Origin of the sequence: Haloferula sp. BvORR071 (assembly GCF_000739615.1) — a bacterium.
Lineage (GTDB): Bacteria > Verrucomicrobiota > Verrucomicrobiia > Verrucomicrobiales > Akkermansiaceae > Haloferula.
This window is the reverse complement of the sequence record NZ_BATP01000003.1, coordinates 407,462-430,467: the sequence shown is the minus strand read 5'-3', so window position 1 is coordinate 430,467 and position 23,006 is coordinate 407,462. Positions and strand designations below refer to the sequence as shown.

Genomic DNA, 23,006 nt, shown 5'->3' with positions numbered 1-23,006 from the left:
CAGGGACTTTCGCAAGGAGGTCCCTGCTTTTTTTGCGCCTACTGCATCGACTCCTGCAGGATCGGGATCTCGTGCCGGATCAAGCGCTGTAGGGCGGTGGTGAAAACGATCCAGCCCTCCTTGCCTTGGGACGGGCTTCCATCGCGGCCACGATGGAAGTGGTTGCCATTGACGACGTTCTCGCGGTCCTGCTGCTTCATGTCGAGCGACCAGACGAAGTCCGGTTCGCCGGGATCGACTTCGGATTTCCACTGCCAGAGTGAGATTGGGTCCGCGGCCTTCCAGAAGCTCTGCCAGTCCTCCCGGGAAGGAGTGAGGTCGTAGGCCTCGGTGTTGCCGTCGCGCTTGTCCGAAATGTAGAGCTTGCCCTCAAAGAAGTGGATGGTCAGTGCATCCTGCTCGCTCGGCGGAGGATCATCCAGAGTGTGGCGCTTCATGCTGAAGTCGAAGCCAGCAGGGAGCGGGTCGGCAGAAGAGGAGGATCCGCTGGCCGGATTGTGCGTGAACAGACCACAGCCGCTGAGGGCGAAGACGAAGAGGGCTGGGAGAACGAGACGTCGCTTCATGATCGCAAGGGCGAGGGGAGTGTGGAAGGCGCCTGCGGAGGATCAAGCCGGATGAGCGCGGTGTGTGGAGAGCGGCCCCCGCGAGATCTGAACGAAACGCCCCCCAATGACTTTCCTGCAATTCACCCTTAAGCGGACCGGTATACAGCAGTGACCCATGAAGCTCCACCTCCTCGCCTGCACTCTGCTCGTGGCTTCTCCCGCCCTCTCACTCGCGGGCGGTGACCCGGAGGGCAAGGCCAACCTCGCGGCCACCAGCAAGCTCCCTTCCGGCCCCGGCCTCGCCGCCGCCTTTCCCGCGGACAAAGGCATCGGTGAATCAAAAGACGTCATCTTCCACGACGACTTCGAGGAAGGGGAGATCGGCAAGACCTGGGACGAGACCGGCAACCCAAGCGGCAAGGTCCTCAGTTTCGCCGAAGCGGGTTCGGGCCTCGGCAAGCGCTGCCTGCGCGTGGAGGCCCACCTCGGCACCGATACCGGCGGCGGCCTGACCAAATGGTTCGAGCCCGCGGATACCGTCTTCATCCGCTTCTACACCCGCTTCGATGCCGGCTGCGATTACGTCCACCACTTCGTCACCCTGCGGGCAAATAAGAGCCTCCAGGGCAAGGACAAGTGGAGCGGCTTCGGCCAAGCTGGCCTCAAGCCGGAAGGGGAGGAACGCTTCTCCACTGCGATCGAGCCATGGGGTAACTGGGCCAAGTGGACCGCGCCCGGACGCTGGAACTTCTACAGCTATTGGCACGAAATGGAGGTCTCCAAAGACGGCAAATACTGGGGCAATTCCTTTGGCGTGCCTACGGCACCGATCATCCCCAAGGAGCAATGGATCTGCGTCGAGTTCATGCTCAAGCACAACACCCCCGGCGAGCGCGACGGCGAGCAAGCCTTCTGGATCGACGGCAAGCTGCAGGGCCATTGGACCGGCATCAACTGGCGCAAGAGCCCGACTCTGAAGGCCAACGCGCTGACCTTGGAGTCCTACATCACTGATAGCTGGACCAAGAACCCGGTCAATGTCGTCTCCTTCGACAATCTCGTGATCGCCAAGAGCTACATCGGGCCCGTGAAGTAGCACGGCGGGAATAAGGAGCAGCGACCTTACTGTCGCTGGCACCGTCCGGGCGAAGCGGCTCTTGAGGACCACTCCGGGGACAGTAAGGTCCCCGCTCCTTATCGAAAGCAATCCGCCATTCAGCGGCCGAGTGGCTTCTTCCCGCACCCGCAATCATGCCCGCAGGAGCCGCTCTTCTTGTTGTTCCCGCGCGTCGCAGTCCGCGCCAAGTAAGCCGTGGCCAGCACCACCGCGCCAACAATGATCCACGTTTCCCAGCCGTTCATTTGATGAAGATCGATGACACTTGGAACACAATCAAGGCCGCCACGTAGGCAAAGCCGCTCATGAACAGGAACTGCCCGGCAGCCCACTTCCACGAACCGGATTCCCGCGCCACCACCGCACAGGTGGCGAGGCACTGCAGTGCGTAGATGAAGAACACCAGCAGCGAGAGGACCGCTGGAATAGTGAACATTGGCCGCCCGTCGTCCCAAGTCTCGCTGGCCAGACGGTCGCGTAGGTTGGCCTGGGTCGCCTCATCGTCCTCTCCCTCATCCACGTGGAAGAGCTGCGCCATCGAGGTCACGAAGACTTCCCGCGCGGCGAAGGAGGTGAGGATCGCGGTGCCCCCGCGCCAATCGAGCCCCAGCGGCTTCACCAGCGGCTCGGTCAAATGCCCCACGCGACCCATCGCGCTGTAGTCGAGCAGCTCGCCCTTGTCCTCCGTGCCTTCCTTTTTCGGATAGGTCTGCGCAGCCCACATCAGGACGCTGATCGCGAGAATCACAGTGCCGGCTTTCTGCAGGAAGGCACCCGCGCGTCCCGCCACGTGACGGAAGACGTAGCTCCACTGCGGCGCACGGTAGGGCGGCAGCTCCAGCATGAAGTGCTTCACTTCTTGGTCCGGACCTAGCTTGCCGCGCAAAACCCGCGCGACGATGAAGGCGGTCAGGGTGCCCAGCGAATAAACTCCGAAGAACACCAACGCCTGGGTAAAGCCACCCTTGCCGCCTAACAGCAGTGGCACCAGCACCAGATAAACCGGCAGGCGCGCCGAGCAGCTCATCCACGGCGCGACGAAGATGGTCACCAGCCGCTCCTTGGCCGAGTCGATGGTGCGCGTCGCCATGATTCCCGGGATCGCGCACGCATAAGAACTGAAGAGGGGCAGGAAGGCCTTCCCGCTCAAGCCGGCCTTGCCCATCAGCCCGTCCATCAGGAAGGCCGCGCGGGCCATGTAGCCGGAGCTTTCCAAGAGTCCGATGAAGAAGAACAGCAGGACGATCTGCGGCAGGAAGACGACTACGCTGCCGACACCTTCGATGATGCCGTCCTTCACCAGACTCACGAGGTCCGGGTTCACGGCCTTCGCAGTCATCCAGGCTTCGGCCTGGGTGCCGAGCCAATCCTTGCCCGACTCGATCGCATCCATCGGAATCGAGGCGAAGGAGAAGATGCTCCAGAAGAGCAAGAGCATGATCACGAAGAACGCCACCCATCCGATCACCGGGTGCAGCAGCCACTGGTCGAGCTTGTCGGAAAGCGTCGACATGTGGCCGTCCGGCCGCCGTGCAGCGACCTCGCAGATCCGCAACGCGAGTGCCCGGCGGCGTTCACCGCTCTCTTCCTCCGTCGCACCTTTCCAGGGCGTTTCCGCCGCAGGAGGGAAGGGGTGCCGCAGCGCTTGCTTCAGCTCCACGATGCCCTTGTTGGCATTCGCCTGCACTGGCACCACCGGCACACCGAGTTCTTCGGAAAGCTTCGCGGGATCGAGCCGCAGACCGGCCTTCTCGGCCATGTCCACCATGTTCAGCGCCACCACCACCGGCAGGCCCAGCTCGATCACCTGCAAGGTCAGCACCAGATGCCGCTCGAGGTTCGAGGCATCCACCACGCAGACCACGATGTCCGGGCGGGGCTCGCCATCGACCTCACCCATCAGGGCATTGCGCGCCAGTTCCTGATCAGGGCTGCCGCTATCCAGCGAGTAGCAGCCAGGCAGGTCCACCAGCCGCAGCTTCTTGCCGTGAGGGGTGAAGAACTCCCCGGACTTCAGCGCCACGGTCACCCCGGCGTAGTTGCCGGTGCGCTGGGCGGAGCCTGTCAGGGCGTTGAAAAGCGTGGTTTTCCCGGCGTTGGGGTTGCCGGCGAGGGCGACGGTTTCGAGCGAACCGGACATTTTGAAAAATCAATCAAGCCACAGCCACCATCACCTGGCTGGCCAATTCGCGGCTCAACGCGAGCCGCGTGCCGCAGACGGAGCAGATCAAGTTGCGGCCATCCGCCAGCTTCCTCACCTGCAAGGTCTCGCAAAAACCGAGGTCGCGGAGCTGGTCACAAGCAGGACCGGACAGCACCTTGATCTGGAAATCACAGCCGACCTTGGCTTGGCTCAAGCTGACCAAGCTATCGGCATGCAAATCGTTGGCCGTCGCGAGCGCCATGTGCAGTTAGGCTCCTGCAATTGAGATGGGTTTGCAACAAGAATCCCGGAGACGCTTCTGAAAATCCTGTAAGCATTCGCAAAAGCCGTGTCCTTTTGCGCATTAAATCATTCCATTCCGGCAGGATTTGGCTCTAGATGCGACTGCTCATGACGGCCATTGCACCCAGTCCCTCCCGTATCCAAGCTACCTGCCTGCCAGTTCTCGATCCATTCTTCCTGCCGGCCGTTCTCTGGAACCGCGCCTACCGCGAGCTTGCGGGGGATCGCGCGGATTCCCGCCAGCTCGATCTGGCCTTGGTCCGCCCGGACGGCACCGCTTTCCGTTGGTCCTCGCCGCTGCTGCCGGAGACCGCAGAGCACGCCGGAATGACCCTGCGCTACGTCGAGCGCATCCTCAAATTCCTCCTCTGGCAGAAGGGCGGCAGCCGAGTCCTGATCTCCGGCGCGCCGGAACTCGTCCCCGCCTTGGCCGCGATCTACGGACCGGCTGGCGCCCGTGAGTTCGACAGCACTTTCATCGGCCAGAAAATCTTCGGCGAGCCGATCTCTTTCCAAGCTGTTGCCAAGGAAGAGCTTCCCGTGGAATCCAGCGAGACGATCGCTTTGGGCCGCCATCTCGGCGGCTGCCGGATCGGCTTCGACCTCGGTGGCTCGGACCGCAAGTGCGCCGCCGTGGTCGATGGCGAAGTGGTCTTCTCCGAGGAGATTGTCTGGGATCCCTATTTCCAGAGCGACCCCTCCTACCACATCGAGGGCGTTCAAGACTCTCTGCTCCGCGCCGCGGCCCACCTGCCGCGTGTCGATGCCATCGGCGGCAGCTCCGCCGGCGTCTATGTGAACAATGAAGTCCGCGCCGCCTCGCTCTTCCGTGGCGTCAGCGAGGCCGACTTCGAGGCTCGCATCCGCGGCATGTTCTTCGAACTTCAGGAGCGCTGGGAAAACATCCCCTTCGAGGTCGTCAACGACGGCGAAGTGACCGCTCTGGCCGGCTCCATGTCGCTCAACGAAAACGCCGTGCTCGGCGTCGCCATGGGCACCAGCGAGGCCGCCGGCTACGTCGATCCCAACGGCTCGATCCGCCCCTGGCTCAATGAACTGGCCTTCGCCCCGGTGGACTACCGCGAGAATGGCCCGCTCGACGAATGGAGCGGCGACGAAGGCTGCGGTGTGCAGTTCTTCTCCCAGCAAGGCGTGGCCCGCTTGGCCAAGGCCGCAGGTTTCGAGTTCGGTAACATGCCCTTCCCGGAGCAGCTGGTGGAAGTCCAAACCGCCATGAAGGCTGGCGACGAACGCGCCCGGCAAATCTACGAAACCATCGGTGTCTGCTTCGGCTACGCCATCGCGCACTACGCGGATTTCTACGAGATCCGCAATCTGCTGATCCTCGGCCGCGTGACCTCCGGTGAAGGTGGCAGCATCATCATCGCCGAGGCAGAGAAAGTCCTCGCGACCGAATTCCCCGAGCTGCGCATCAAGCTCGTGGTGCCGGACGAGAAGACCAAGCGCCACGGCCAAGCCGTCGCCGCCGCCAGCCTCGCGGCCGTATAATCTCCTCTCCTCCAATCGCGAAGCGCACTCCGATTGATGATTGGAGGATTGGTGATTGATGCTTTCAAAAGAAAGGCACCGGTCCTCACAGACCGGTGCCAATCGAGCAACTGAACCAAGAAAACGCTAAAGTAAATCAGAAGAAGGTGCGGAAGCCAAACTGATAGGTGATGGCATCCACATCTCCGTCACCCGAATGTGGGGTCTCCAGGTGCGTGAGTTCCGCGCCAAGCTGGAACTTCAGGTTGTCGCCGCAGACCAGGTAGTTCAGGCCCGCATACAGCGTGTGCAGTTCGTCGCCGCGGCCGCCGTTGACGATGTTCGGGTTGCCGCCGCCGCCGTAGTTGGTGGCGCGCACATAGCGGCTGTTGGTGCGGATGCCCTGGTCCTCCTCGGAGCCGGCATACTGGTACTGCACCACCGCCTGCAGCTTGGCCGGGACGATCCAGTAGTAGGGAGTCACCACGAAGGCCCAGAAGTTGCCACGGCGGGCAGCGTTGCTCTGCATCCGCTCGTCGCCGTTGTCGCCGTAGATGCCCTCGATGTTCACGCCGCCTTGGCCGATCGCGTATTCCGCGGACAGGGTGGTCGCCCAGCGGTAGTCCAGCAGGGAGTCCTCGTTGGCGAGGCGCTCGTCGGCATTGTTGTAGAGGAGTTCCCAGCCGAAGCGCAGGTCATCGGTTGCGGAATAGAGCAACTCGGCGTTGTAGATCAGGCCATCGTTCCAGCCGCCCCAACCCTCGGGGTTGCCGTCATCCACGCCGAATTCGTCGGTCTTCTCGTCGCTGCTATAGACCCCCATGGTCCCGCTCAGCTTGCCCTTGCTCGCATTCACGAACACACCTGTCGGGCGTGCGCTCTGGTAGAGCTTGTTGGAGATCGCGGAGCGCTCCACTGTCAGCAGCGCGTTCGAGGAGGTGCGTGCCTCCAGGCCGCCGTGCCACTTCACGCGGCCGTAGTTGATCAAGAGGGTGTCCAGACCGGAGATCCCGAAGGCCTTGACCGCGTCGAAGGTCAGGAAGGACTCGTCGAAGTCCTGGTAGCCATAGTGCAGCTCGCCGCCGTTGAAGCGCTGGTCGTCCACCATGTTGACCACGCCCTTGTAGGCGAAGTAGTTCAGGAAGCCGATCTTGCCGCCCAGACGGAAGCGGCGTGCATCCGTGTAGGTCTCGCTGAAATCCTGACCGTTCGTGCCCTCGCCGTCCACATAGGCGGCGTTCCAGTGGAAGCGGCCTTCGAAGACCACGCTCTGGATCACCGGGTTTTCCGGGATGCCCTTGATCGTCCCCGGCTTGCTCGACAGCCAGGAGCAGAAGTTGAAGTCATTCACGACCGACCCGCTGTCGGCGGCGGCGGGTGCGGGCTCGGGTTCACCGGCAAAGGCCATGCTGGAGAGACCACAGGCGGCGAGCGCCACGGTCTTCAGTCGGATGGTGTTTTGTTTCATGGATGGTATGGAAGCAAGTGTCCGGGAGCTTGGGCCTGCCCGGCGACGGCGGAGAAACCAGCGATTGTGACGCGTATGTGACAGAATCTCGTGGTGACGTTCCTGTCACATTGGGGTGTGAAGCCCTGAATCACTGATGGTTCTAGGGCTGCATTGCTTCTCCGCCCGCTTGTGCGGCTAGGTTTCGTGACGAACCTGTCACAGAGAGCCGGTGGACCTTTGTGACGTTGCTGGCATCCATGCCGTCGACGCCGTTCGCGGCGTGGAAATCCATCATCACATCATGCGCAATTCCATCCGATTCACCGCCGCCAGCCTCTTCGCGGGAGCCATGCTCGCCGCCACCGCCGGCGCACAGACCATCAGCATCAAGGGCTCCGATACCCTGGGCGCCAAGCTCGTGCCCCAGCTCAAGGAAGCCTTCAAGGCGAAGAACCCGGACGTGAAGATTGAGATCGCTGCCGAAGGGTCCTCGACCGCCTTCCCGGCACTGGCCAATGGCACCGCGCAGATCGGCATGTCCTCGCGCAAGGCCAAGCCGGAAGAAATCACCGCCGCCCGCGCCAAGGGCATCAAGCTCAATGAAGTGGAAGCCTGCCACGACATGATCGTGGTGGTCGTCAACAATTCCAATAAGGTCAAGAGCCTCACCAAGGACCAAGTCGCCAAGATCTTCACCGGCGCGGTGAAGGATTGGAGCGAAGTCGGCGGTGCCCCGGGTGCGATCTCGATCTACACCCGCAACACCTCCTCCGGCACCTACAAGGACTGGCAGACCCTCGCCATGGGCGGCAAGAACTACGCTGGCAGCTCCCAGAAGCTCGCCGGCAATGAGCAGATCGCCGAGGAAGTCGCCAAGAACAAGAACGGCATCGGCTACGTTGGCCTGGCTTACTCCAAGAAGAGCGGTCTCATTGACGTGACCATCGATGGCGTAGAGCCGGTGGCCGCCAACGCGACCAAATACGCCTACAGCCGCGCCTGCTACTACTACGTGCCGGAGAATGCGGACGCCACCACCAAGGCCTTCGTGGACTTCGCCACCGGCGCTGAAGGCCAGAAGATCGCCAAGAGCCTCGGTTTCGTGCCGAAGTAGTCCTAGCCTCTGACGTTTTCGACACGCAATCCCGGCGCGGGGAAGCCCCGCCGGGATTGCCATTTCCACGCAGCGCCTTCACGTTCGCCCCCGCACGCAACGCATGCCGGAATCCTCTTCGCCATCCCCAGTTCCTGCCGGTCACCCCTTCCGCCGCAAGGGCCGCGGCACCGATGGCCTGATCCGGGCCTTTTTCGGGGCCAATGCGGGCCTGACCATCGTCATTCTGGTCCTGATCATCGTCTTCCTCGTCCGCGAGGGGGCCGGCTTCTTCCCGGACTACCGCAAGGAGCTGGAACTCTACCGCAAGGCCGGTCTGGAGTTCGTGGATTTCCCGCGCAAGGACCTCACCGCCCACGAGCAGATGTCATCCCTGCTCAACCGTGCCTACTTCGCCCAGGTCAACTCCGCCTGCCGCCGCGAGTTCCTGCGCTCGGCGGAGGCCACCGCGATTGTCACCTATGTGAATGAGACCGTGACCCCGGCGCAGAGCGCGCTCCAGCGGGTCAAGGAAGGGGTGGGGGAGGGCGGCGAGATCCCGAAGGATCTCCAGGCAAGCCTCACGGCGAAATACAAAGAGCTGGCCGCCAAGGCGATCGCCGGCAAGGCAGGTAAAGGACTGCCGCCGGCGCCGCACCTCACTTCAGAGGAAGTCACCGGCCTGCTCAATGTCCTGGCGGACCGCGATCCGCTCTCCACCGAGGATCCGCCCTTCATCACCGCCGTGGACGAACAGCTTGCCGCCAAGAAGGCCGAGGCGGCGGCCCCCTTCGCCGACTTCAAGGCGACGATTGATGAATTTTCAGAGGCATCCTCGGCACTCGACACGCTGATTTCCGAGTCCGGCGATGTGGTCAAGGCCACCAAGGAAGGAGCCACCCTTCACGAGATCGAGATCACCAAGCGCGCCACCCTGCTGGAGGCTGCCGCGAAGACAAATAAGCCCGAACTCAAGACCCAGTTGGAGGCCGATGCCCAAGCGGCGGTGACCACCGAGCCGGTCGATTTCAAGGCCGCGGTCGAGCCGGTGCTGGCACGGATGGGCGAATTTCGCGACGCCAATGCCACCCTCGGCAAGTCGGCCAGCGAGATTCTCGCCAAGCTCCCCGCCAAGCTCGAGGACGAGAAGGCCAATCGCTATCTCTCCGCCTTCCGCAAGGCCCTGCCCGAATATCAAAACGAGGTGGGCGACACGGTCGGCAAGATGGAGGCATGGAAGTATGACCTGCCCGTCGGTCTGGGATCCACACTCTGGGGCTTTATTGCCGGCCGCGACTGGATCACAGGCGGTGAATGGCAGGACTTCTACGGGATCATCCCGCTCTTTGTGGGCTCCTTGTTGATCGCGATCATTGCGCTGGCCTTGGCAATCCCGCTTGGAGTGGGTGCGGCGATCTACACCAATCAGCTTGCTGGTCGCCGTGAGCAGAATTTCATCAAGCCCACCATTGAGTTCCTGCAGGCGATTCCTTCGGTGGTGCTGGGCTTCCTTGGCATCGCGGTACTCGGCACCTTGCTGCAGGAGAACTCGACCAAGGACGCCTTTTCCTGGGTGCCGGGTTTCCCCATCCAGCAGCGCCTCAATATGTTCACCGCCGGCTGCTTGCTCGGCCTGATGGCGATCCCGACGATCTTCACTCTTTCGGAAGACGCGCTCAACAACGTGCCTTCAGCCTTTGCCGAGGCTTCCGATGCGTTGGGTGCCTCTAAGCTCCAGACGATCTTCCGCGTGGTCTGTCCCGCCGCGATTTCCGGCATTCTGGCGGCCGTGCTGTTAGGTCTCGGCCGCGTGATCGGTGAGACCATGGTGGTGCTGCTGGTTGCCGGTAACCGCATCGAAATTCCTGATTTCAGCGAGGGGCTCGGGGTCTTCTTCCAGCCGGCTCACACCCTGACCGGCATCATTGCACAGGAGCTGGGTGAGGTGCCCTTCGGCAGCGTCCACTACCGGGCGCTCTTCGTGGTTGGCCTGGTCCTCTTCATCATGGTGCTGGGCATCAACTGGTCCGCGCAGCGCATCCTCCACAAATTCCGCATCGGCCACGAGTGATGGACAATCCCGAACAACTCATCCGCAAGGGCGTCCATCACACGGCGCTGAAGGAAGGCGCGGTCAAGGGCTTCCTCGGCGGCCTCACTTGGGGCGTGGTGCTGGTGGCACTCCTGATCTTCGGCAAGATCTGTTGGGATGGCGTGCCAACCTTGCTCAAGCCTGAGGCTCCCTTCGTCGATATCGGCTTCCTGACCAAGGAGACCGAGACCCTGCACGTCTTCGATGACTCGGCGGGAACCCGCCACAGCATGCCGGCCTCTGAATACCACGCCTGGGTGGACAAGAACGGCAGCGCCGCGGTCTTCAATGAACAGACCTACGCCTACTCCGGCGGTGGTATCGCGGGACCGATCATCGGCACGGCCTTGCTGACCTTGCTGAGTATCGTCATTGCCCTCTTCTTCGGCGTGGCGGCGGCCATCTATCTCAGCGAGTACGCGAAGCAGGGCCGCTTCATCAATCTGGTGCGGCTGGCGATCCTGAATCTCGCGGGCGTGCCATCGATTGTCTTTGGCCTCTTCGGCTTCGCGGTCTTCGTGTTGGCGGCCCCGGTCTTCACCGGCGATCCCGCGGACCGCACCTTGCTGGCGATTCCCCTGGGCTTCACTTACCTGAGCTTCCAAGGCTGGAACTCCTCGCTGATCGCGGGCTCGGCCACCCTGGCCTGTATGATCCTGCCGGTGATCATCACCGCTTCGGAGGAATCCCTCCGCGCCGTGCCACAGGGTTTCCGCGAAGCCTCGCTGGCCTTGGGCGCCACCCGCTGGCACACCATCCGCAAGTGCGTGCTGCCTTTCGCGCTGCCCGGTATCCTGACCTCCTCAGTGCTCTCGCTGGCACGTGCTGCCGGTGAGACCGCGCCGATCATGTTCACCGCTGCTGTGGCCGCGAAGGAACTGCCTTGGGCGAATCCTTGGGTCATGCTCCAGAATCAGGTGCAGGCACTGCCCTACCACATCTACACCCTGGCGGCGCGGATCCCGACCTCGGAATACACCCAACGGGCCCAGTATGGCTCGGTCTTCGTCTTCCTGATGATGATCTTCATCTTCTCCGCGCTTTCCATGTTCCTGCGCCAACGCGTCCGCTCGAAGCTCAAATGGTAAACGGCTCCTCCACCACGGTCACCCCGGCGATCGCGATCGATACGCTGCGCTTCAATTACGGCGCAAAGCAGGTGCTGCACGACATCAGCCTCGATATCGCGCCGCGCGAGATCACCGCCTTCATCGGCCCCTCCGGCTGCGGCAAGTCGACCCTGCTGCGCTGCTTCAACCGCATCAACGACCGCATCCCTGGTGCCAAGGTCACCGGCGGAGCGATCCGCATTGGCGGGATCGACATCGCGCGGCCGGATCTCGATCTCCAGGTGCTGCGCCGCCGCGTCGGCATGGTCTTCCAGAAGTGGAATCCCTTCCCGAAGTCGATCTACAACAACATCGCCTACGGCCTCCGCATCCACGGCGAGAAGAACCGCAAGCTGGTCGACGAACGGGTGGAATACTGCCTGCGCCGCGTCGCCCTCTGGGATGACGTAAAGGACCGCCTGCACTCCAGCGCCTTCGGCCTCTCCGGCGGCCAGCAGCAGCGCCTCTGCATCGCCCGCACCATCGCCACAAAGCCGGACATCATCCTCATGGATGAACCCTGCTCGGCCCTCGACCCGCTCTCCACGCTCAAGGTCGAGGAGCTGCTGTTAGAGCTGAAGAAGGAATACACCATCGTCATCGTCACCCACAACCTGGCCCAGGCCAGCCGTTGCTCCGACAAGACAGCCTTCTTCTACCTTGGCAAGCTCATCGAATACGATGCGACCCAGAAGATGTTCTCGAACCCCTCCGTCCGGCAGACCGAGGAATACGTCTCCGGGGCCTTCGGTTGAAGCCTGTAGGGACCGCGGCTTTGCACACCCGCAGTCCCCTGACTCCTCATCACCGCGGCGCCCCACCACTCGTAGCGGAACGGCTGCGCCGTTCCGGCAGGGCAGGTCCACCCCCAAATCGCCATTTCTCCTTACCGATTGTCTCCCCCAATTTCGCTTCCCAGATGGAGCTACTTATGAGGGCGGGGGAGCTGGCGGAGGGCCATCCTTGAGCAAGATGCCTGGGATCTCGTTTGCCGACCTTGCTCCGCTTGGTAACCAGGTAGAGTTCCATGCTCTTCGGAACGCTTGGCCGGGAGCGCTCGCCATCCAGCTTCGTCAACCTGGCATCGGTGGCCTCTTGCAAAAACTCACCGTCCACTTGGCGGGACGATAGGCCCGTCAAGCTTGTCCGGGGAGACGGCGTTGGCGTTTCTCGAATTCAAGTAGGCGGACCAGAGTCTTCGGGCGTGCACCGAGTCTAGGTTTTCGGAGACGAATCGATAAACATCGGAAGGGTTCTCCGCTTGGAATGTTCTTCCTATTCCTGTGGCATAACTGCTGGCGGCAATCTCATCTGGTGGAAACTGGTAGTCTGAAAACTTGCCAAGTCCGTAGATGCGACCGGCCATTTCCCCGAGGCGGCAGAAGGCTTGGGACTTTTTGGTTTGGATTTCGTTGTAAGGCGAGGGGCTGTCCTCCTGTTCGGTGGTGAGGCCGGCATCAAGGGACAGAACGGATCGAGCAATCGCATCACTGAGGTCGAGCAATTCGCTCTTCTCAAGCTTGCCTCTTTTTTGGAGTTCGTCAGCCACGCGAGCAGCACCTTCGAGGTTTTGAACCCAGTCCGCCATCTTGGCTCCCGTGATTCCGTTAGCCCACCCGATGTATCGCTCCGGGGATAAGATCCGAGTGGCAATCCAAGACTTTGAGATCTCGAAGCCCAGCGATTTCACCAATAGCTCATCCTTGCTGGAGCTAATCCATGCCTCAACCCATTGAAGATCCTCATCGGATGATGTGAGGGTCAAAGCTCCAAAGAGACCCACCGCTGCAGCTGACCGCAAAGATCCAGGCAACTGGTCGGAAGAGATCGCCTCGCGGGCTTTCTCTCGATCGGCCTTCCCCCATTCAAGCCAGATCAGTTGGATCGAAAGGTTCTGGGTCGTGGCATCACCCAAAGTCTTGGCGACCTCCAGAGCCTTTTCATATTCTCCAGCCGCGATGAACGCCAGCATCCGCTCCTTCGTCCCGGGTTCAAACGCCTGTCCCTCGATACTGGGGTGAGGTGACCATTCGGCCACCAGCTTCAATCGTTGACTCGCGGTGCGCGAACCCTTGGCGTCTGGCCTGAGCTTCCTCTTGGCTTGAGCGGTATCTTTGGAAGCCTCGCGTTCGGGGGCCTTGCCGCCTTTCCCGGATATTGTGTCGTGGGTGCTGGAACGAAATGCAAGAAAGCCGCCAATGCTTGCCGCAGAGAAAAGGGCAATCGCGACTTTTAGTTTTCTTTGCACCCTATCAATAGGGATTGTCTTGGGTGATTCGGCGAGTTTTTTGAGCTGATAACTTTCAGGCTAGGCGTGCAAAGGTCCAAGCGTGTGGGTGACGCGCCGAGGCGAGTCGGGCTCCCGTCTCGAAGCGGGTGCCTCATCAATTCCCGGCACGAGGCGCCAGACCGCTTCCGTGCTGGTCGCCGGAGGCGAATAGTACCGACTCGCTAGCCCGGCAACTACGAAACCCGCCGGAATGACAATGCCAGCACCATGACTGAAATGGCGATGATCCACGAGGCAATGATCCGGACCCCGAAGCTCGCCCATTTTCGATCAGGCAGCATTCCCGTGTAAGCCGTCACGCAGACCACAATGACCAGCAAGCCCACCCAAGACCCGGTCGCGGTCTTGAAAGCATCCCAGCGGGAGTCCATGGCTTCGGGAGCCGAGTCCAAGCCAAGTAATAATCCTGACAGGCCCGCGATGACCAAGCGGAAAGCGGCGGGCTCACGAAAACCGGTCGTCACTGAAATGGCCGCCGCGACCGTGGTCAGCAGGATCAGCAACAAGGGCACACCCACACCGGGAGAGCCCAATCCCCAACCCAAACCCGCGGTCGCAAAGAGAGTGAACACGAGGAGCGGCCAACCCGGACTAAAGGGCTTCCTGCGACTTACCAAGAGCCCGAAGGCGATCAACAGCAACACGTGCGAGAGCGTCAGGAACGGGTGGATCACTCCGTTCTCAAACTGATCCAGGCCCTGGATCATCGTGTGTGCCTCCACACACAAGTTGTCCAAGCTCAAGGCCTCCACCATCCGCGGTATTGCAGTCATCGCGGCCATCATCAGAGGACTCCGGTAAGGAAGCAGGCACCCATGATGGCGATCACGCCACCCGCAGCCCGAACCGCAGTCTTGCCCCACGGGTATTTTACCAGCAGGCCGAAGGCAATTCCGCACAGGTGCAGCAAGCCGGTCGAGATCACGAAGCCGATGGCGAAGGCCAAGGCATTCGCGGATTCAGGAAGTTCGGTGCCGTGGGCGTGACCGTGGAAGATGGCAAAGATACCGACCAGGACTCCCGCGACCCACAATGGTGGTCGAACCGAGAAGGCCACCATCAAGCCGAGCGCGATTGCTGAAAGCGCGATGCCCGTCTCCACTCCGGGGATATGGACTCCGGCAACGCCCAGCGCTCCTCCGACCGCCATGACCATCGGGAAGATGACAGGCAGCAGCCAAGTCGCCCGGGAACCAAGGAAGGCGCCCCACAAACCCACCGCTACCATCGCGGCCACATGGTCCAGCCCGGTAAGCGGGTGCAGGAATCCACTGGAGAAACCGCCTGCTCCTCCCGATTCAGTGTGGGCGCTGGCGATACTGCAACTGAGGAGCAGGCCAATGCCCACCCATGCCCTGGTGGCCCGGCGGTGTGAAAGCGAAGGGGTGGACATTGAGGTGACTGGGATCGTGTTTTGAAATTGGAGTCTGAAGGATAGCGATCAAGCCTTCTCTGCCTGCCTACTTGAGTGCTGTGCCGAACAAGCGCTCAGCGATCAGGAGCAAGCCTGCCAAGCCCACCACCACGGACCCGATCCGGCGGATCCAGATGAAGTGTTGGTCCCAAGGCGCATTCTCGTCGTCCTTATTGCCCCGGATCGTTTTCACCATGTTCAGGATGACGAAGGTGGCCGCGAAGGCGATCAGCAAGGTCGCAATCTGGCCGAGCTCTACCCCGAGGTTGAAACCGAAGAGAGCGCCGGGCAATTTGTCCGGCTGATTCGCGGGCAGCCATTTCTGCAAGGTCCCGGCGAAGCCGAAGCCGTGGATCAGGCCGAAGGCTCCCACCAATGCCACGCGGCCTTTGCCGAGGTCCTTCACCACCAGGTTTTCAATCCCCACCCAGGCGATGCTGGCGGCGACCATGATTTCCACTGGTCCCGGCGGCAGTTTGATCCAGCCCAAGGCCGCCACGGCCAAGGTGATCGAGTGGGCGATGGTGAAGGCGATCGTCTGCTGGAGCAGCGGCTTCCAGCGCGGTGCCAGCAGGAAGAGCCCGAGCACGAAGAGGATGTGGTCTATGCCCTGTGGCAGGATGTGGTCGAAGCCGAGGAAGATGAATTGGTGCAGGGAGTATTCCGTGGGTTTCAGTTCCGCTGCACCAGCGCTGGAGACCTTCACCTCCGCCAGGGTCATGCGCTCCCCGCTCACCAGCGGCTTCATGGTGACATCCGCGCCCTGGCGGATGGTGGTGACGAGGACCACGTCATAGGGCTCGTGCCAGATGGCATCAAGCTTGTGGGTGCCCGCGGGCAGTTCGCCTTCGACCACGACCTCGATGAAGGGAAGTTCCTCCGGCTCACCCATCTTCATGAAGGCGGGCGGCTTCTCGTGCAGTTCGGGGATATCCAGCTTGAAGGGGACTTCCTTGCCGTCGGCCTCCAGGCGCAGGGACTCGTGCCAATACTTGTCGGTCTCCACCTCGATTCTCTTCCAGCCTTCCGGCCCCAGCCCGCGAAGCCAGACCAGGTCCTTCGGGTCTTGCTGCTCATCGCCGCGGAAATCCGGCAGCATGTAGGCGGCATCGGTCTCGATCGTGCCGCGCAGCTTGTTGCCATCGATCTCCAGCTTGAGCTGCATCTCCGCGATCTGGTGGGCCTGAAGTAGGGTCGGGATCAGCAGAAGCAGAAGAATCCGGAATATCGCGCGCATGAACTGCGGCTTGGATAGACCCGCCCGCAGTGGGCGGCAAGGGCGGCGCACGCATGCCCCCATGGGATTCCCGCGCTTGGCGCTTGGCATGGATGCATAGGCCCTTTTCCCTCAGCGGGTGGACAGCATCCGGATCCGGGGAGCACGGCAGCACAATTTGCGCGGCATCGACGTGGACATCCCGCGCGGCAAGCTGGTGGTGGTCACCGGCCCCAGCGGCTCTGGCAAGTCCTCGCTGGCTTTCCACACCCTGTTCGCCGAGGGCCAGCGGCGCTTCGTGGAATCGCTTTCGGCCTACGCCCGCCAGTTCCTCGACCAGTTGGAGAAGCCGGATGTCGATTCGATCGAGGGCCTGAGCCCGGCGATCGCGATCGAGCAACGCAGCGGCGGCCTCAACCCGCGCTCGACGGTGGCGACGGTGACTGAAATCCATGAGCACCTGCGGGTCCTCTGGGCGGCGGCCGGGGTGCCGCACGACCCGCTGACCGGTGAAAAGCTGGAGCGGATGGGGGCAGGGGACATCGTCAGCGCCATCTCCGCCATGGCAGAGGGCACCAAGGTCGTCCTGCTGGCTCCGGTCCCGGAAGAGGAGATCCGCGATCCCGAGCGCTTGATCGGCGATCTGCGCCGCCAAGGCTTCGTCCGTGTCCGGGTGGAGGGCGAGATCCACGATCTGGAAGACGCCCTGAAAGCTTGGCCTGAGGTGGCGAAGACCGTTGAGGTGGTCGTGGACCGCCTCGTGGTCCGGCCCGGTGGCGAGGCGCGCTTGGCGGACTCGGTGGAGACCGCCCTGCGGATCTGCGGCACCGAGGCCCGGGCCCTTCTCCAAGGATCGGACGACAAGGATTGGCGCGAGATCTCCTTCCAAACCAGCTACCGGAATCCCGCGACCGGCTTCATGATCGGCGAGCTGACGCCGCGGCACTTTTCCTTCAATTCCCACCTCGGTGCCTGCCCGGCCTGCGAAGGCTTGGGCACCGAGATCTTCTGCGACCCGGAGCTGTTGCTCGGCGATGCGGATGCTCCTCTCGCCAAGGGTCTCAAGGGCTGGTGGAAGATCGGCGCCCAGCGCGGCAAGGCCTTCGCCCGTGAGGCGGTAGCGATCCTGCGGATGAATGGCCTGCCTGAAGATGCCCCATTTTCCAAGCTTCCAGAGGAAGGACGCCAACTGCTTTTCTATGGCGGAATGCTCGATACCGGCTGGAAGGTTGGCCCGGAGAAAAAGAAGCAAGTCAAACGCTACGAGGGACTTTGCGTGGAGGCGGAGCGCAAGCTGCGCGAAGCCCGCAGCGAGGCCGTGCGTCGCCGCGTCGCGCGGGTCATGGCAGAGCGCCCCTGCAGCAGCTGCCACGGCCGCCGGCTGCGCCCCGAGATCCTCGCCGTCAAGATCGAGGGCGAGGGCGCCCGCTGGCTCGGCATCCAGGAATTCTGCGCTCTGCCAGTCGAGGAAGCGGACAGCTGGCTCGGCCAACTCCGCTTGCCGGAAGACCGGGCGGAAGTCTGCGGCCAGCTCGCGTCGGGAGTGGCCGAGCGGCTGGGCTTCTTGCGAGAGGTCGGCCTCGGTTATCTAGGCTTGGATCGCTCCAGTGCCACGCTCTCCGGTGGCGAGGCCCAGCGGATCCGCTTGGCGACCCAGCTTGGCAGCGGGCTAACGGGCGTGCTCTACGTGCTCGACGAACCCAGCATCGGCCTGCACGCCGAGGACACCGGCCGCCTGATCGCCGCGCTCAAGCGCCTGCGCGACCGCGGCAACACCGTAGTGGTGGTCGAGCACGACGAGGAAATGATCCGCGCCGCGGATTGGATGATCGAGCTGGGGCCCGGTGCGGGTCGCGATGGCGGCGCTCTGCTCGGAACCGGACGTCCGGAGGACTTTCCGGCCTCCTCTCCAACCCGGAATTGGCTCGAAACACCCCCTCTTACCTCTCAGGGGGCCCCCTTACCCTTGCTGGGTGATGCACTGGTGATCCGGGGCGCGGCGGAGCACAATTTGCAGGACCTCGACGTGCGGATTCCCCTTGGCGGGATTGTCTGCGTCAGCGGTCCCAGTGGCAGCGGCAAATCGACCTTGGCGGACGACATCTTGCTACGGGCCCTGAAACGACATTTCAACGGTTCGGGCGATCCTCCGGGCCGCCACCGGGCAATTGAGGGCCTGGAATGCCTGGGCAAGGTGGTGGCAGTGGACCAATCGCCGATCGGCCGCAGCCCGCGCTCGAATCCAGCGACCTTCACCGGGATGTTCGATGCGATCCGCGACCTGTATTCCAAGCTGCCGCTGGCCCGCCAGCGCGGTTACGGGGCCGGGCGCTTCAGCTTCAATACCCACGGCGGGCGCTGCGAAAATTGCGAAGGCGCGGGCCGCCTGAAGATCGAAATGCACTTCCTGCCGGATGCCTGGATCACCTGTCGGGCCTGCGGCGGCAAGCGCTTCAACCGCGAGACCCTGGAGGTGCGCTTCAAGGGTATGAGCATCGCCGATGCCTTGGATTTGACGGCCGGGGAGGCGCTCACCGCCTTCGCGGCGGTCCCGAAGCTGCGGCGCGTGCTGGAGGTGCTAGGGGAGCTCGGGCTGGGCTACCTGCGGCTCGGGCAGGCGGCAAATACCCTCTCGGGCGGGGAGGCTCAGCGCCTGAAACTGGCGCTGGAGCTCTCGAAACCGGCTGCGCCGCACACCCTGTATTTCTTCGACGAGCCGACCACCGGCCTGCATTTCGGCGATGTGGAGCGCCTGCTGACGGCCTTCCGCGGCCTGCGGGAGGCGGGGCACAGCGTGCTGGTGGTGGAGCACCATCTTGACGTGATCGCCGCGGCGGACTGGGTGATCGATTTAGGGCCGGGCGGGGGCCGGGAAGGTGGTCTTCTGGTGGCCGAGGGGAGGCCGGAACAGGTCGCCCGGATCAAAAATTCGCCTACGGGGAGGGCGCTTGCCCGGCGAAGCACTCGCCAAATCCCAGACAAAAGCTAAGTTTGATGACGCTTCTCCTATGGATCCCGACGATACAGTGAGCAGCCTTTCAGCAGCCGCAGAGAATCTCTCACCCTCGACCCGAGCATGGCGCGAGTGGCTGACCGAGAATGGTCCCCGCTTGATCTTGTTCGCGCGCCAGCAATCGCGCTCGGCAGAGGACGCCGAGGACATCGTTCAAGACGCGCTGGTGAAGTTGGTGGAAAAGCTAGATGCTGGCGAGTTCGTTGGCGGGCAGGAGGCGTGGATGCCTTATCTGTTCACGACCATCCGGCGGCTGTCGATCGACCTTGGCCGCCGGGATGACCGCCGGCGCCGTCGGGAAGACTACGTAGGTGGCGAGGCCGATAACGAGCAGAAGGAAGCCTTCCATCCGTGGTTCGAAAGCGAGTCGTCCGACGATGAAACCCGCCAACTGCTAGAGGCGGGGATCAAGGAGCTGCCGCCGAAGTTCGCCGAGGTGGTGGTGATGAAAGTGTGGGGTGACCGCACTTTCGCGGAGATCGGTGAAGCTCTTGATATTTCTCCAAACACCGCGGCCTCGCGGTATCGCTATGGACTTGAAGCCTTGAAGAAAAAGCTCTCTTCGGCCCGCCGCAAAGGCGACCTCTCGATCTGAGGGGAACATAAATTTCCGAGAAGACAGACACGCATGGACCACGAATTCCAGGACATCGAAGACTCGCTGAAGGGAATGCGCCCGGCAGCACCGGACGCCGCTTGCCTCGGCCGCCTGCTGGCGGCGGTGGAAGGGCGTCTGCAGAAGAACGATCTGTCGATGGCAGGAGTCGAAAGCCGGCTTGCGGCGATGGCACCGGTGGCTCCTGGCCCGGAGGTTTTCGAGCGGATGCTGAATACGGTTTCTCGCGTGCCCTTCCCGGTGAGCGACAAGGTCGTGCTGTTCCCGGGGGCGGCCAAGCCTGCCGCAGCGAAGGCGGCCTCGCGTCGTCCATGGTATGCCGCTGCGGCGGCGGTGGCGGTGGCCGGTGCCTTCAGTGCGATGATGGTCGAGAAGCCGTCAACCGGTATCCAAATCCCGGTGACTACAAAGACCGAGGAGTCCCGCGGGTATACGCCGGTGTCCGGGCCGGGTGCGGGCAATGGCAAGATCGTGCGGGCCAGCACTGGCTTGCAGGAAGCCTCCGACCAGGGCTTGGGCTGGCGCACCGACGGCAAGCCGATGCGGGTAGTCAAGCTGAAGTACATGGACACCGTGCAGGTGACGCAGCCCGACGGCAAGGTCGTGGAGATGCAGGTCCCGCGCGAGGAATTGCTGCTGGTGCCGGAAAAAATCGACTGAGACGCAAGACAAAACGACTCATCTACTACGCTTCTAGTATGTTAACGCCAATCAAGATGAACCAACGTTTCACATACGGATTTGCAAGCTTGTTCGGCTTGGTTTCACCACTCCTCGCGATTGAGGCGCCGGACTCGCTGACTCCCACACGTCCGGCCCGCGTGCTGGAACAGGAAGCCTCGACCGCGAAGCCGGAGGAGGCCCCGGACCCCGAGCGCGTGGCTCCGCCGGAGGATATCTCGCGTCCCTATCTCGGGATTGGTGCCGGGGAGTTGCCAGCTCTGCTGGCCGAGCACTTGAAGCTCGAAGCCGGACAGGGTGTGGTGGTGCATACCCTCGATCCGGAAGGTCCCGCCGCCAAGGCCGGTCTGACCGAGAATGACATCGTGACCAAGGTCGATGGCAGGCCGGTGGGTTCCCACGAGGCCCTGCGCGATGTGGTCGGCAATCACAAGCCGGGCGAGGAGGTCGCGATCGACTTCATCCACCGCGGCGAGGTCAAGACTGCGAAAGTAGCTCTGGGCAAGGCACCGGAGATGGGGCCGGAGATCGCGGGCCGCGGCACGCGCCCGATCGACCGCCTGCGCATGAACGGCATGCCGGAAGACCAAGCGCGGATGTTGCGCGAGGCCATCGAGCGGAGCCAGCAATCGCTCAATCAGTTGGACCAGGATGATCAGCTCGATCTCCGGGACCTGGCTGGCCAGGGGATGCTAAAGCGGATGCAGCAACTCATGGGTAATGCGGGTGCCGACATCGGAGCCCAGCGGCCCGGTGGGAACGGCTTCTCCTTCAACACCGGTGGCACCTTGCGGATGATGGACGAGCAAGGCAGCGTGGAGATCAACTCCAACAACGGAGAGAAGCAGGTCCGCGTGCTCGGCCGTGACGGCAAGCTGCAGTGGGAAGGTCCTTACAACAGCGAGGAGGACAAGAAGAAGGTGCCCGCCGACGTGCGCGAACGCATCGACCACCTGAACATCGACATGAGCTTCAAAGGCAACGGCATCCGTCTTCAGATGGGGCCGCGCGGTGAACGCTGAGCCTGCAAACTAACAACCCTTTCAGGGAGGCAAGTGCGCCCGTTCCGGCTGTCGGCTGGAACGGGCGTTTCCTTTGGTCCGTGCCGGCGAATGCACGCCAAGGAGACGGACGAAGATCACGATGTGGGTGAAGATCACCAGCGGCACGATGAAGGTGGGAAGCAGGCTCGAGGGCAGTTTCAACAGGGTTGCCATTGATGCCGGGTTTGCGATTGCCAAGCGTGCGGCGGTGATGACGACGAAGAGGATATCCACCAGGCCCAGGAAATTCCACGCGAGGTAGGTGCGCCGGCTTGCGTGACGCGTGATGAGGAGCAGTAAGGCGAAGGTCGCCACTGCGATATCTCCCCAGCCGGCTGGGATCGCAAAATCGCCCGGGAGCTCACCTCTTGCATGAAGCCAAAGGAAGTAGATCCCCACAAAGCGGACGAGGTGGAGCGCGATGAGGGAGGCGAGCGGGATCGAGTGTAGCCAGTCCCGGAGGCTTTTCGAGATGGCGTAGACGGCCAGTAGCAGCAGGACGAGAGCGGCGAGGATCAACTGGGGCCACGGAGGGAGCAGCCCAGCCATGGTGCCGCTCGCAGTAATCAGGAGCAAGATCGCGAGCCACAGCGCAAGCGCGAGGGCGACGGTTCGGAATTGCATGGCGGCAAGGAGGGGCATTCCATCCGGAACCGTGCTTCTCCTTGAGCCTGTTGTCATTGCTACTTTGGTAGCATGGGTTTGGCTGGACTGAGACGGGTGGATCTGTCTTGAAGGGGGGGCTTGGGTTAGGGATTCGACAAGGTAGAGAGCCGCACGGATTACCTTTTCGCGTCGCCCTACTTCGGGCGGGTGTTGATGTAATCGCGGAGGAAATCAGCGAACTCTGCTGGATCCGGGCGGGACCCGATGCCGAGGTTCGTGTGGTCGTCTTCTTTCGCCCAAGAGCAGAAGATTCCTTTGTCGTCCTCGGTCGGGAAGCCAGGGAGCTCAAGCGTGTAGTAATCAATCGGAGGTACTTCGTATTCCTGATTCATGACTTCCCAGGTCATCTCCTCCGTGGTGAGGCGACTGACGATGACCACGAAGTGGGCCTCGGTCGGCTGATTGGCGGGAGGCATGATCACCATGGCGCAGGGCCGGTCATTGATGTTGAAGCCGGCGAAACGGATGTCCTCGGCGCTGAAGTTCCGCTTGCCGTCTTCGGGCCCCAGATGCTTGTCCATCACCTCGATGAGTTCGTTGAAGAAGCCTGCACGATCCGGAGAGGTGAGGATGGGGAACATCATCAAGTGGTGCTGGAAGGCAGCAACCCGCAGCGCATAGTGGGCGAAGAAGTAGTGGTGCTTGCTATTCTCCTGCGGCGGCTGTGGATCACTGGGGGGCGCGCTGTCGTAAAATCCCATGCGCTGATTCTGAAGATGTGGAA

The 23,006-nt window shown here is 62.5% G+C and carries 21 protein-coding genes; 10 read left to right on the top strand and 11 right to left on the bottom strand.

What is annotated here, in order from left to right; genetic code table 11:
- Window positions 1–38: 38 nt before the first annotated feature.
- Entirely contained in the window at window positions 39–566 is a 528-nt protein-coding gene (locus BV071_RS02660) for a hypothetical protein (protein ID WP_035601580.1), read from the bottom strand.
- 157 nt (window positions 567–723) lie between these two features.
- Between BV071_RS02660 and BV071_RS02655 the strand changes: the two genes are divergently transcribed.
- A complete protein-coding gene (locus BV071_RS02655) occupies window positions 724–1,644 on the top strand; it encodes a hypothetical protein (RefSeq protein ID WP_052572794.1) in 921 nt (306 codons plus the stop codon).
- Between the two features lie 119 nt (window positions 1,645–1,763).
- On the opposite strand, the gene BV071_RS35100 is transcribed toward BV071_RS02655, so the two are convergent.
- Genes BV071_RS35100 through BV071_RS02645 form a run of 3 tightly spaced genes read right to left on the bottom strand, consistent with a single transcriptional unit; the run spans window position 1,764 to window position 4,070 of the window.
- Window positions 1,764–1,910, bottom strand: a complete 147-nt coding sequence (locus BV071_RS35100) for a FeoB-associated Cys-rich membrane protein (protein ID WP_265593987.1) — start codon at window positions 1,908–1,910, stop codon at window positions 1,764–1,766.
- The gene (locus BV071_RS02650; RefSeq protein ID WP_035601577.1) at window positions 1,907–3,805 is read right to left on the bottom strand and encodes a ferrous iron transporter B; all 1,899 of its coding nucleotides are present in this window, start codon (window positions 3,803–3,805) and stop codon (window positions 1,907–1,909) included. The genes BV071_RS35100 and BV071_RS02650 overlap by 4 nt, the downstream gene beginning before the upstream one ends.
- A gap of 13 nt (window positions 3,806–3,818) precedes the next feature.
- The gene (locus BV071_RS02645; protein ID WP_052572793.1) at window positions 3,819–4,070 is read right to left on the bottom strand and encodes a FeoA family protein; all 252 of its coding nucleotides are present in this window, start codon (window positions 4,068–4,070) and stop codon (window positions 3,819–3,821) included.
- 149 nt (window positions 4,071–4,219) lie between these two features.
- Between BV071_RS02645 and BV071_RS02640 the strand changes: the two genes are divergently transcribed.
- On the top strand, window positions 4,220–5,620 hold the full coding sequence (locus BV071_RS02640) for an ROK family protein (RefSeq protein WP_052572792.1): 1,401 nt from the start codon (window positions 4,220–4,222) through the stop codon (window positions 5,618–5,620).
- 136 nt (window positions 5,621–5,756) lie between these two features.
- Here BV071_RS02640 and BV071_RS02635 read toward each other — a convergent pair whose 3' ends face one another.
- Window positions 5,757–7,067 (bottom strand): porin, encoded by a 1,311-nt coding sequence (locus BV071_RS02635; RefSeq protein ID WP_035601574.1) that lies wholly within the window; start codon window positions 7,065–7,067, stop codon window positions 5,757–5,759.
- A gap of 283 nt (window positions 7,068–7,350) precedes the next feature.
- On the opposite strand from BV071_RS02635, the gene BV071_RS02630 reads away from it, so the two are divergent.
- The 4 genes from BV071_RS02630 (at window position 7,351) to pstB (ending at window position 12,098) form a co-directional block, all read left to right on the top strand.
- The gene (locus BV071_RS02630; RefSeq protein ID WP_035601570.1) at window positions 7,351–8,163 is read left to right on the top strand and encodes a phosphate ABC transporter substrate-binding protein; all 813 of its coding nucleotides are present in this window, start codon (window positions 7,351–7,353) and stop codon (window positions 8,161–8,163) included.
- A gap of 103 nt (window positions 8,164–8,266) precedes the next feature.
- A complete protein-coding gene (gene pstC, locus BV071_RS35095; RefSeq protein WP_052572791.1) occupies window positions 8,267–10,213 on the top strand; it encodes a phosphate ABC transporter permease subunit PstC in 1,947 nt (648 codons plus the stop codon).
- The gene (locus BV071_RS02620) at window positions 10,213–11,322 is read left to right on the top strand and encodes a PstA family ABC transporter permease (protein ID WP_052572790.1); all 1,110 of its coding nucleotides are present in this window, start codon (window positions 10,213–10,215) and stop codon (window positions 11,320–11,322) included. Before pstC ends, BV071_RS02620 begins: the two co-directional genes overlap by 1 nt.
- On the top strand, window positions 11,316–12,098 hold the full coding sequence (pstB, locus tag BV071_RS02615) for a phosphate ABC transporter ATP-binding protein PstB (RefSeq protein ID WP_035601568.1): 783 nt from the start codon (window positions 11,316–11,318) through the stop codon (window positions 12,096–12,098). Before BV071_RS02620 ends, pstB begins: the two co-directional genes overlap by 7 nt.
- A gap of 350 nt (window positions 12,099–12,448) precedes the next feature.
- On the opposite strand, the gene BV071_RS02610 is transcribed toward pstB, so the two are convergent.
- From BV071_RS02610 to BV071_RS32390, 4 genes are all read right to left on the bottom strand, one after another.
- Complete coding sequence (locus BV071_RS02610; RefSeq protein WP_035601566.1) at window positions 12,449–13,591, bottom strand: hypothetical protein; 1,143 nt, start codon at window positions 13,589–13,591, stop codon at window positions 12,449–12,451.
- 215 nt (window positions 13,592–13,806) lie between these two features.
- Window positions 13,807–14,406: a HupE/UreJ family protein gene (locus BV071_RS02605; RefSeq protein ID WP_265593986.1), complete on the bottom strand. Its 600-nt coding sequence runs from the start codon at window positions 14,404–14,406 to the stop codon at window positions 13,807–13,809.
- A gap of 11 nt (window positions 14,407–14,417) precedes the next feature.
- On the bottom strand, window positions 14,418–15,026 hold the full coding sequence (locus BV071_RS02600; RefSeq protein ID WP_035601560.1) for a HupE/UreJ family protein: 609 nt from the start codon (window positions 15,024–15,026) through the stop codon (window positions 14,418–14,420).
- A 67-nt stretch (window positions 15,027–15,093) separates the two neighbouring features.
- Entirely contained in the window at window positions 15,094–16,284 is a 1,191-nt protein-coding gene (locus BV071_RS32390; RefSeq protein ID WP_265593985.1) for a HupE/UreJ family protein, read from the bottom strand.
- Between the two features lie 118 nt (window positions 16,285–16,402).
- On the opposite strand from BV071_RS32390, the gene uvrA reads away from it, so the two are divergent.
- The 4 genes from uvrA to BV071_RS02575 all read left to right on the top strand — a co-directional run bounded on the left by uvrA (window position 16,403) and on the right by BV071_RS02575 (window position 21,595).
- Window positions 16,403–19,252 (top strand): excinuclease ABC subunit UvrA, encoded by a 2,850-nt coding sequence (gene uvrA / locus BV071_RS02590; RefSeq protein ID WP_035601559.1) that lies wholly within the window; start codon window positions 16,403–16,405, stop codon window positions 19,250–19,252.
- Entirely contained in the window at window positions 19,212–19,871 is a 660-nt protein-coding gene (locus tag BV071_RS02585; protein ID WP_265593984.1) for a sigma-70 family RNA polymerase sigma factor, read from the top strand. The genes uvrA and BV071_RS02585 overlap by 41 nt, the downstream gene beginning before the upstream one ends.
- Window positions 19,872–19,904: 33 nt before the next feature.
- Window positions 19,905–20,552: a hypothetical protein gene (locus BV071_RS35090; RefSeq protein ID WP_035601555.1), complete on the top strand. Its 648-nt coding sequence runs from the start codon at window positions 19,905–19,907 to the stop codon at window positions 20,550–20,552.
- Between the two features lie 98 nt (window positions 20,553–20,650).
- Entirely contained in the window at window positions 20,651–21,595 is a 945-nt protein-coding gene (locus BV071_RS02575) for a PDZ domain-containing protein (RefSeq protein ID WP_265593983.1), read from the top strand.
- A gap of 21 nt (window positions 21,596–21,616) precedes the next feature.
- Here BV071_RS02575 and BV071_RS02570 read toward each other — a convergent pair whose 3' ends face one another.
- Together BV071_RS02570 and BV071_RS02565 are read right to left on the bottom strand one after the other, a co-directional pair.
- On the bottom strand, window positions 21,617–22,240 hold the full coding sequence (locus BV071_RS02570; protein WP_035601544.1) for a hypothetical protein: 624 nt from the start codon (window positions 22,238–22,240) through the stop codon (window positions 21,617–21,619).
- 176 nt (window positions 22,241–22,416) lie between these two features.
- Window positions 22,417–22,983, bottom strand: coding sequence for a hypothetical protein (locus tag BV071_RS02565; RefSeq protein ID WP_035601542.1), 567 nt, complete (start codon window positions 22,981–22,983; stop codon window positions 22,417–22,419).
- Between the last annotated feature and the right edge of the window lie 23 nt (window positions 22,984–23,006).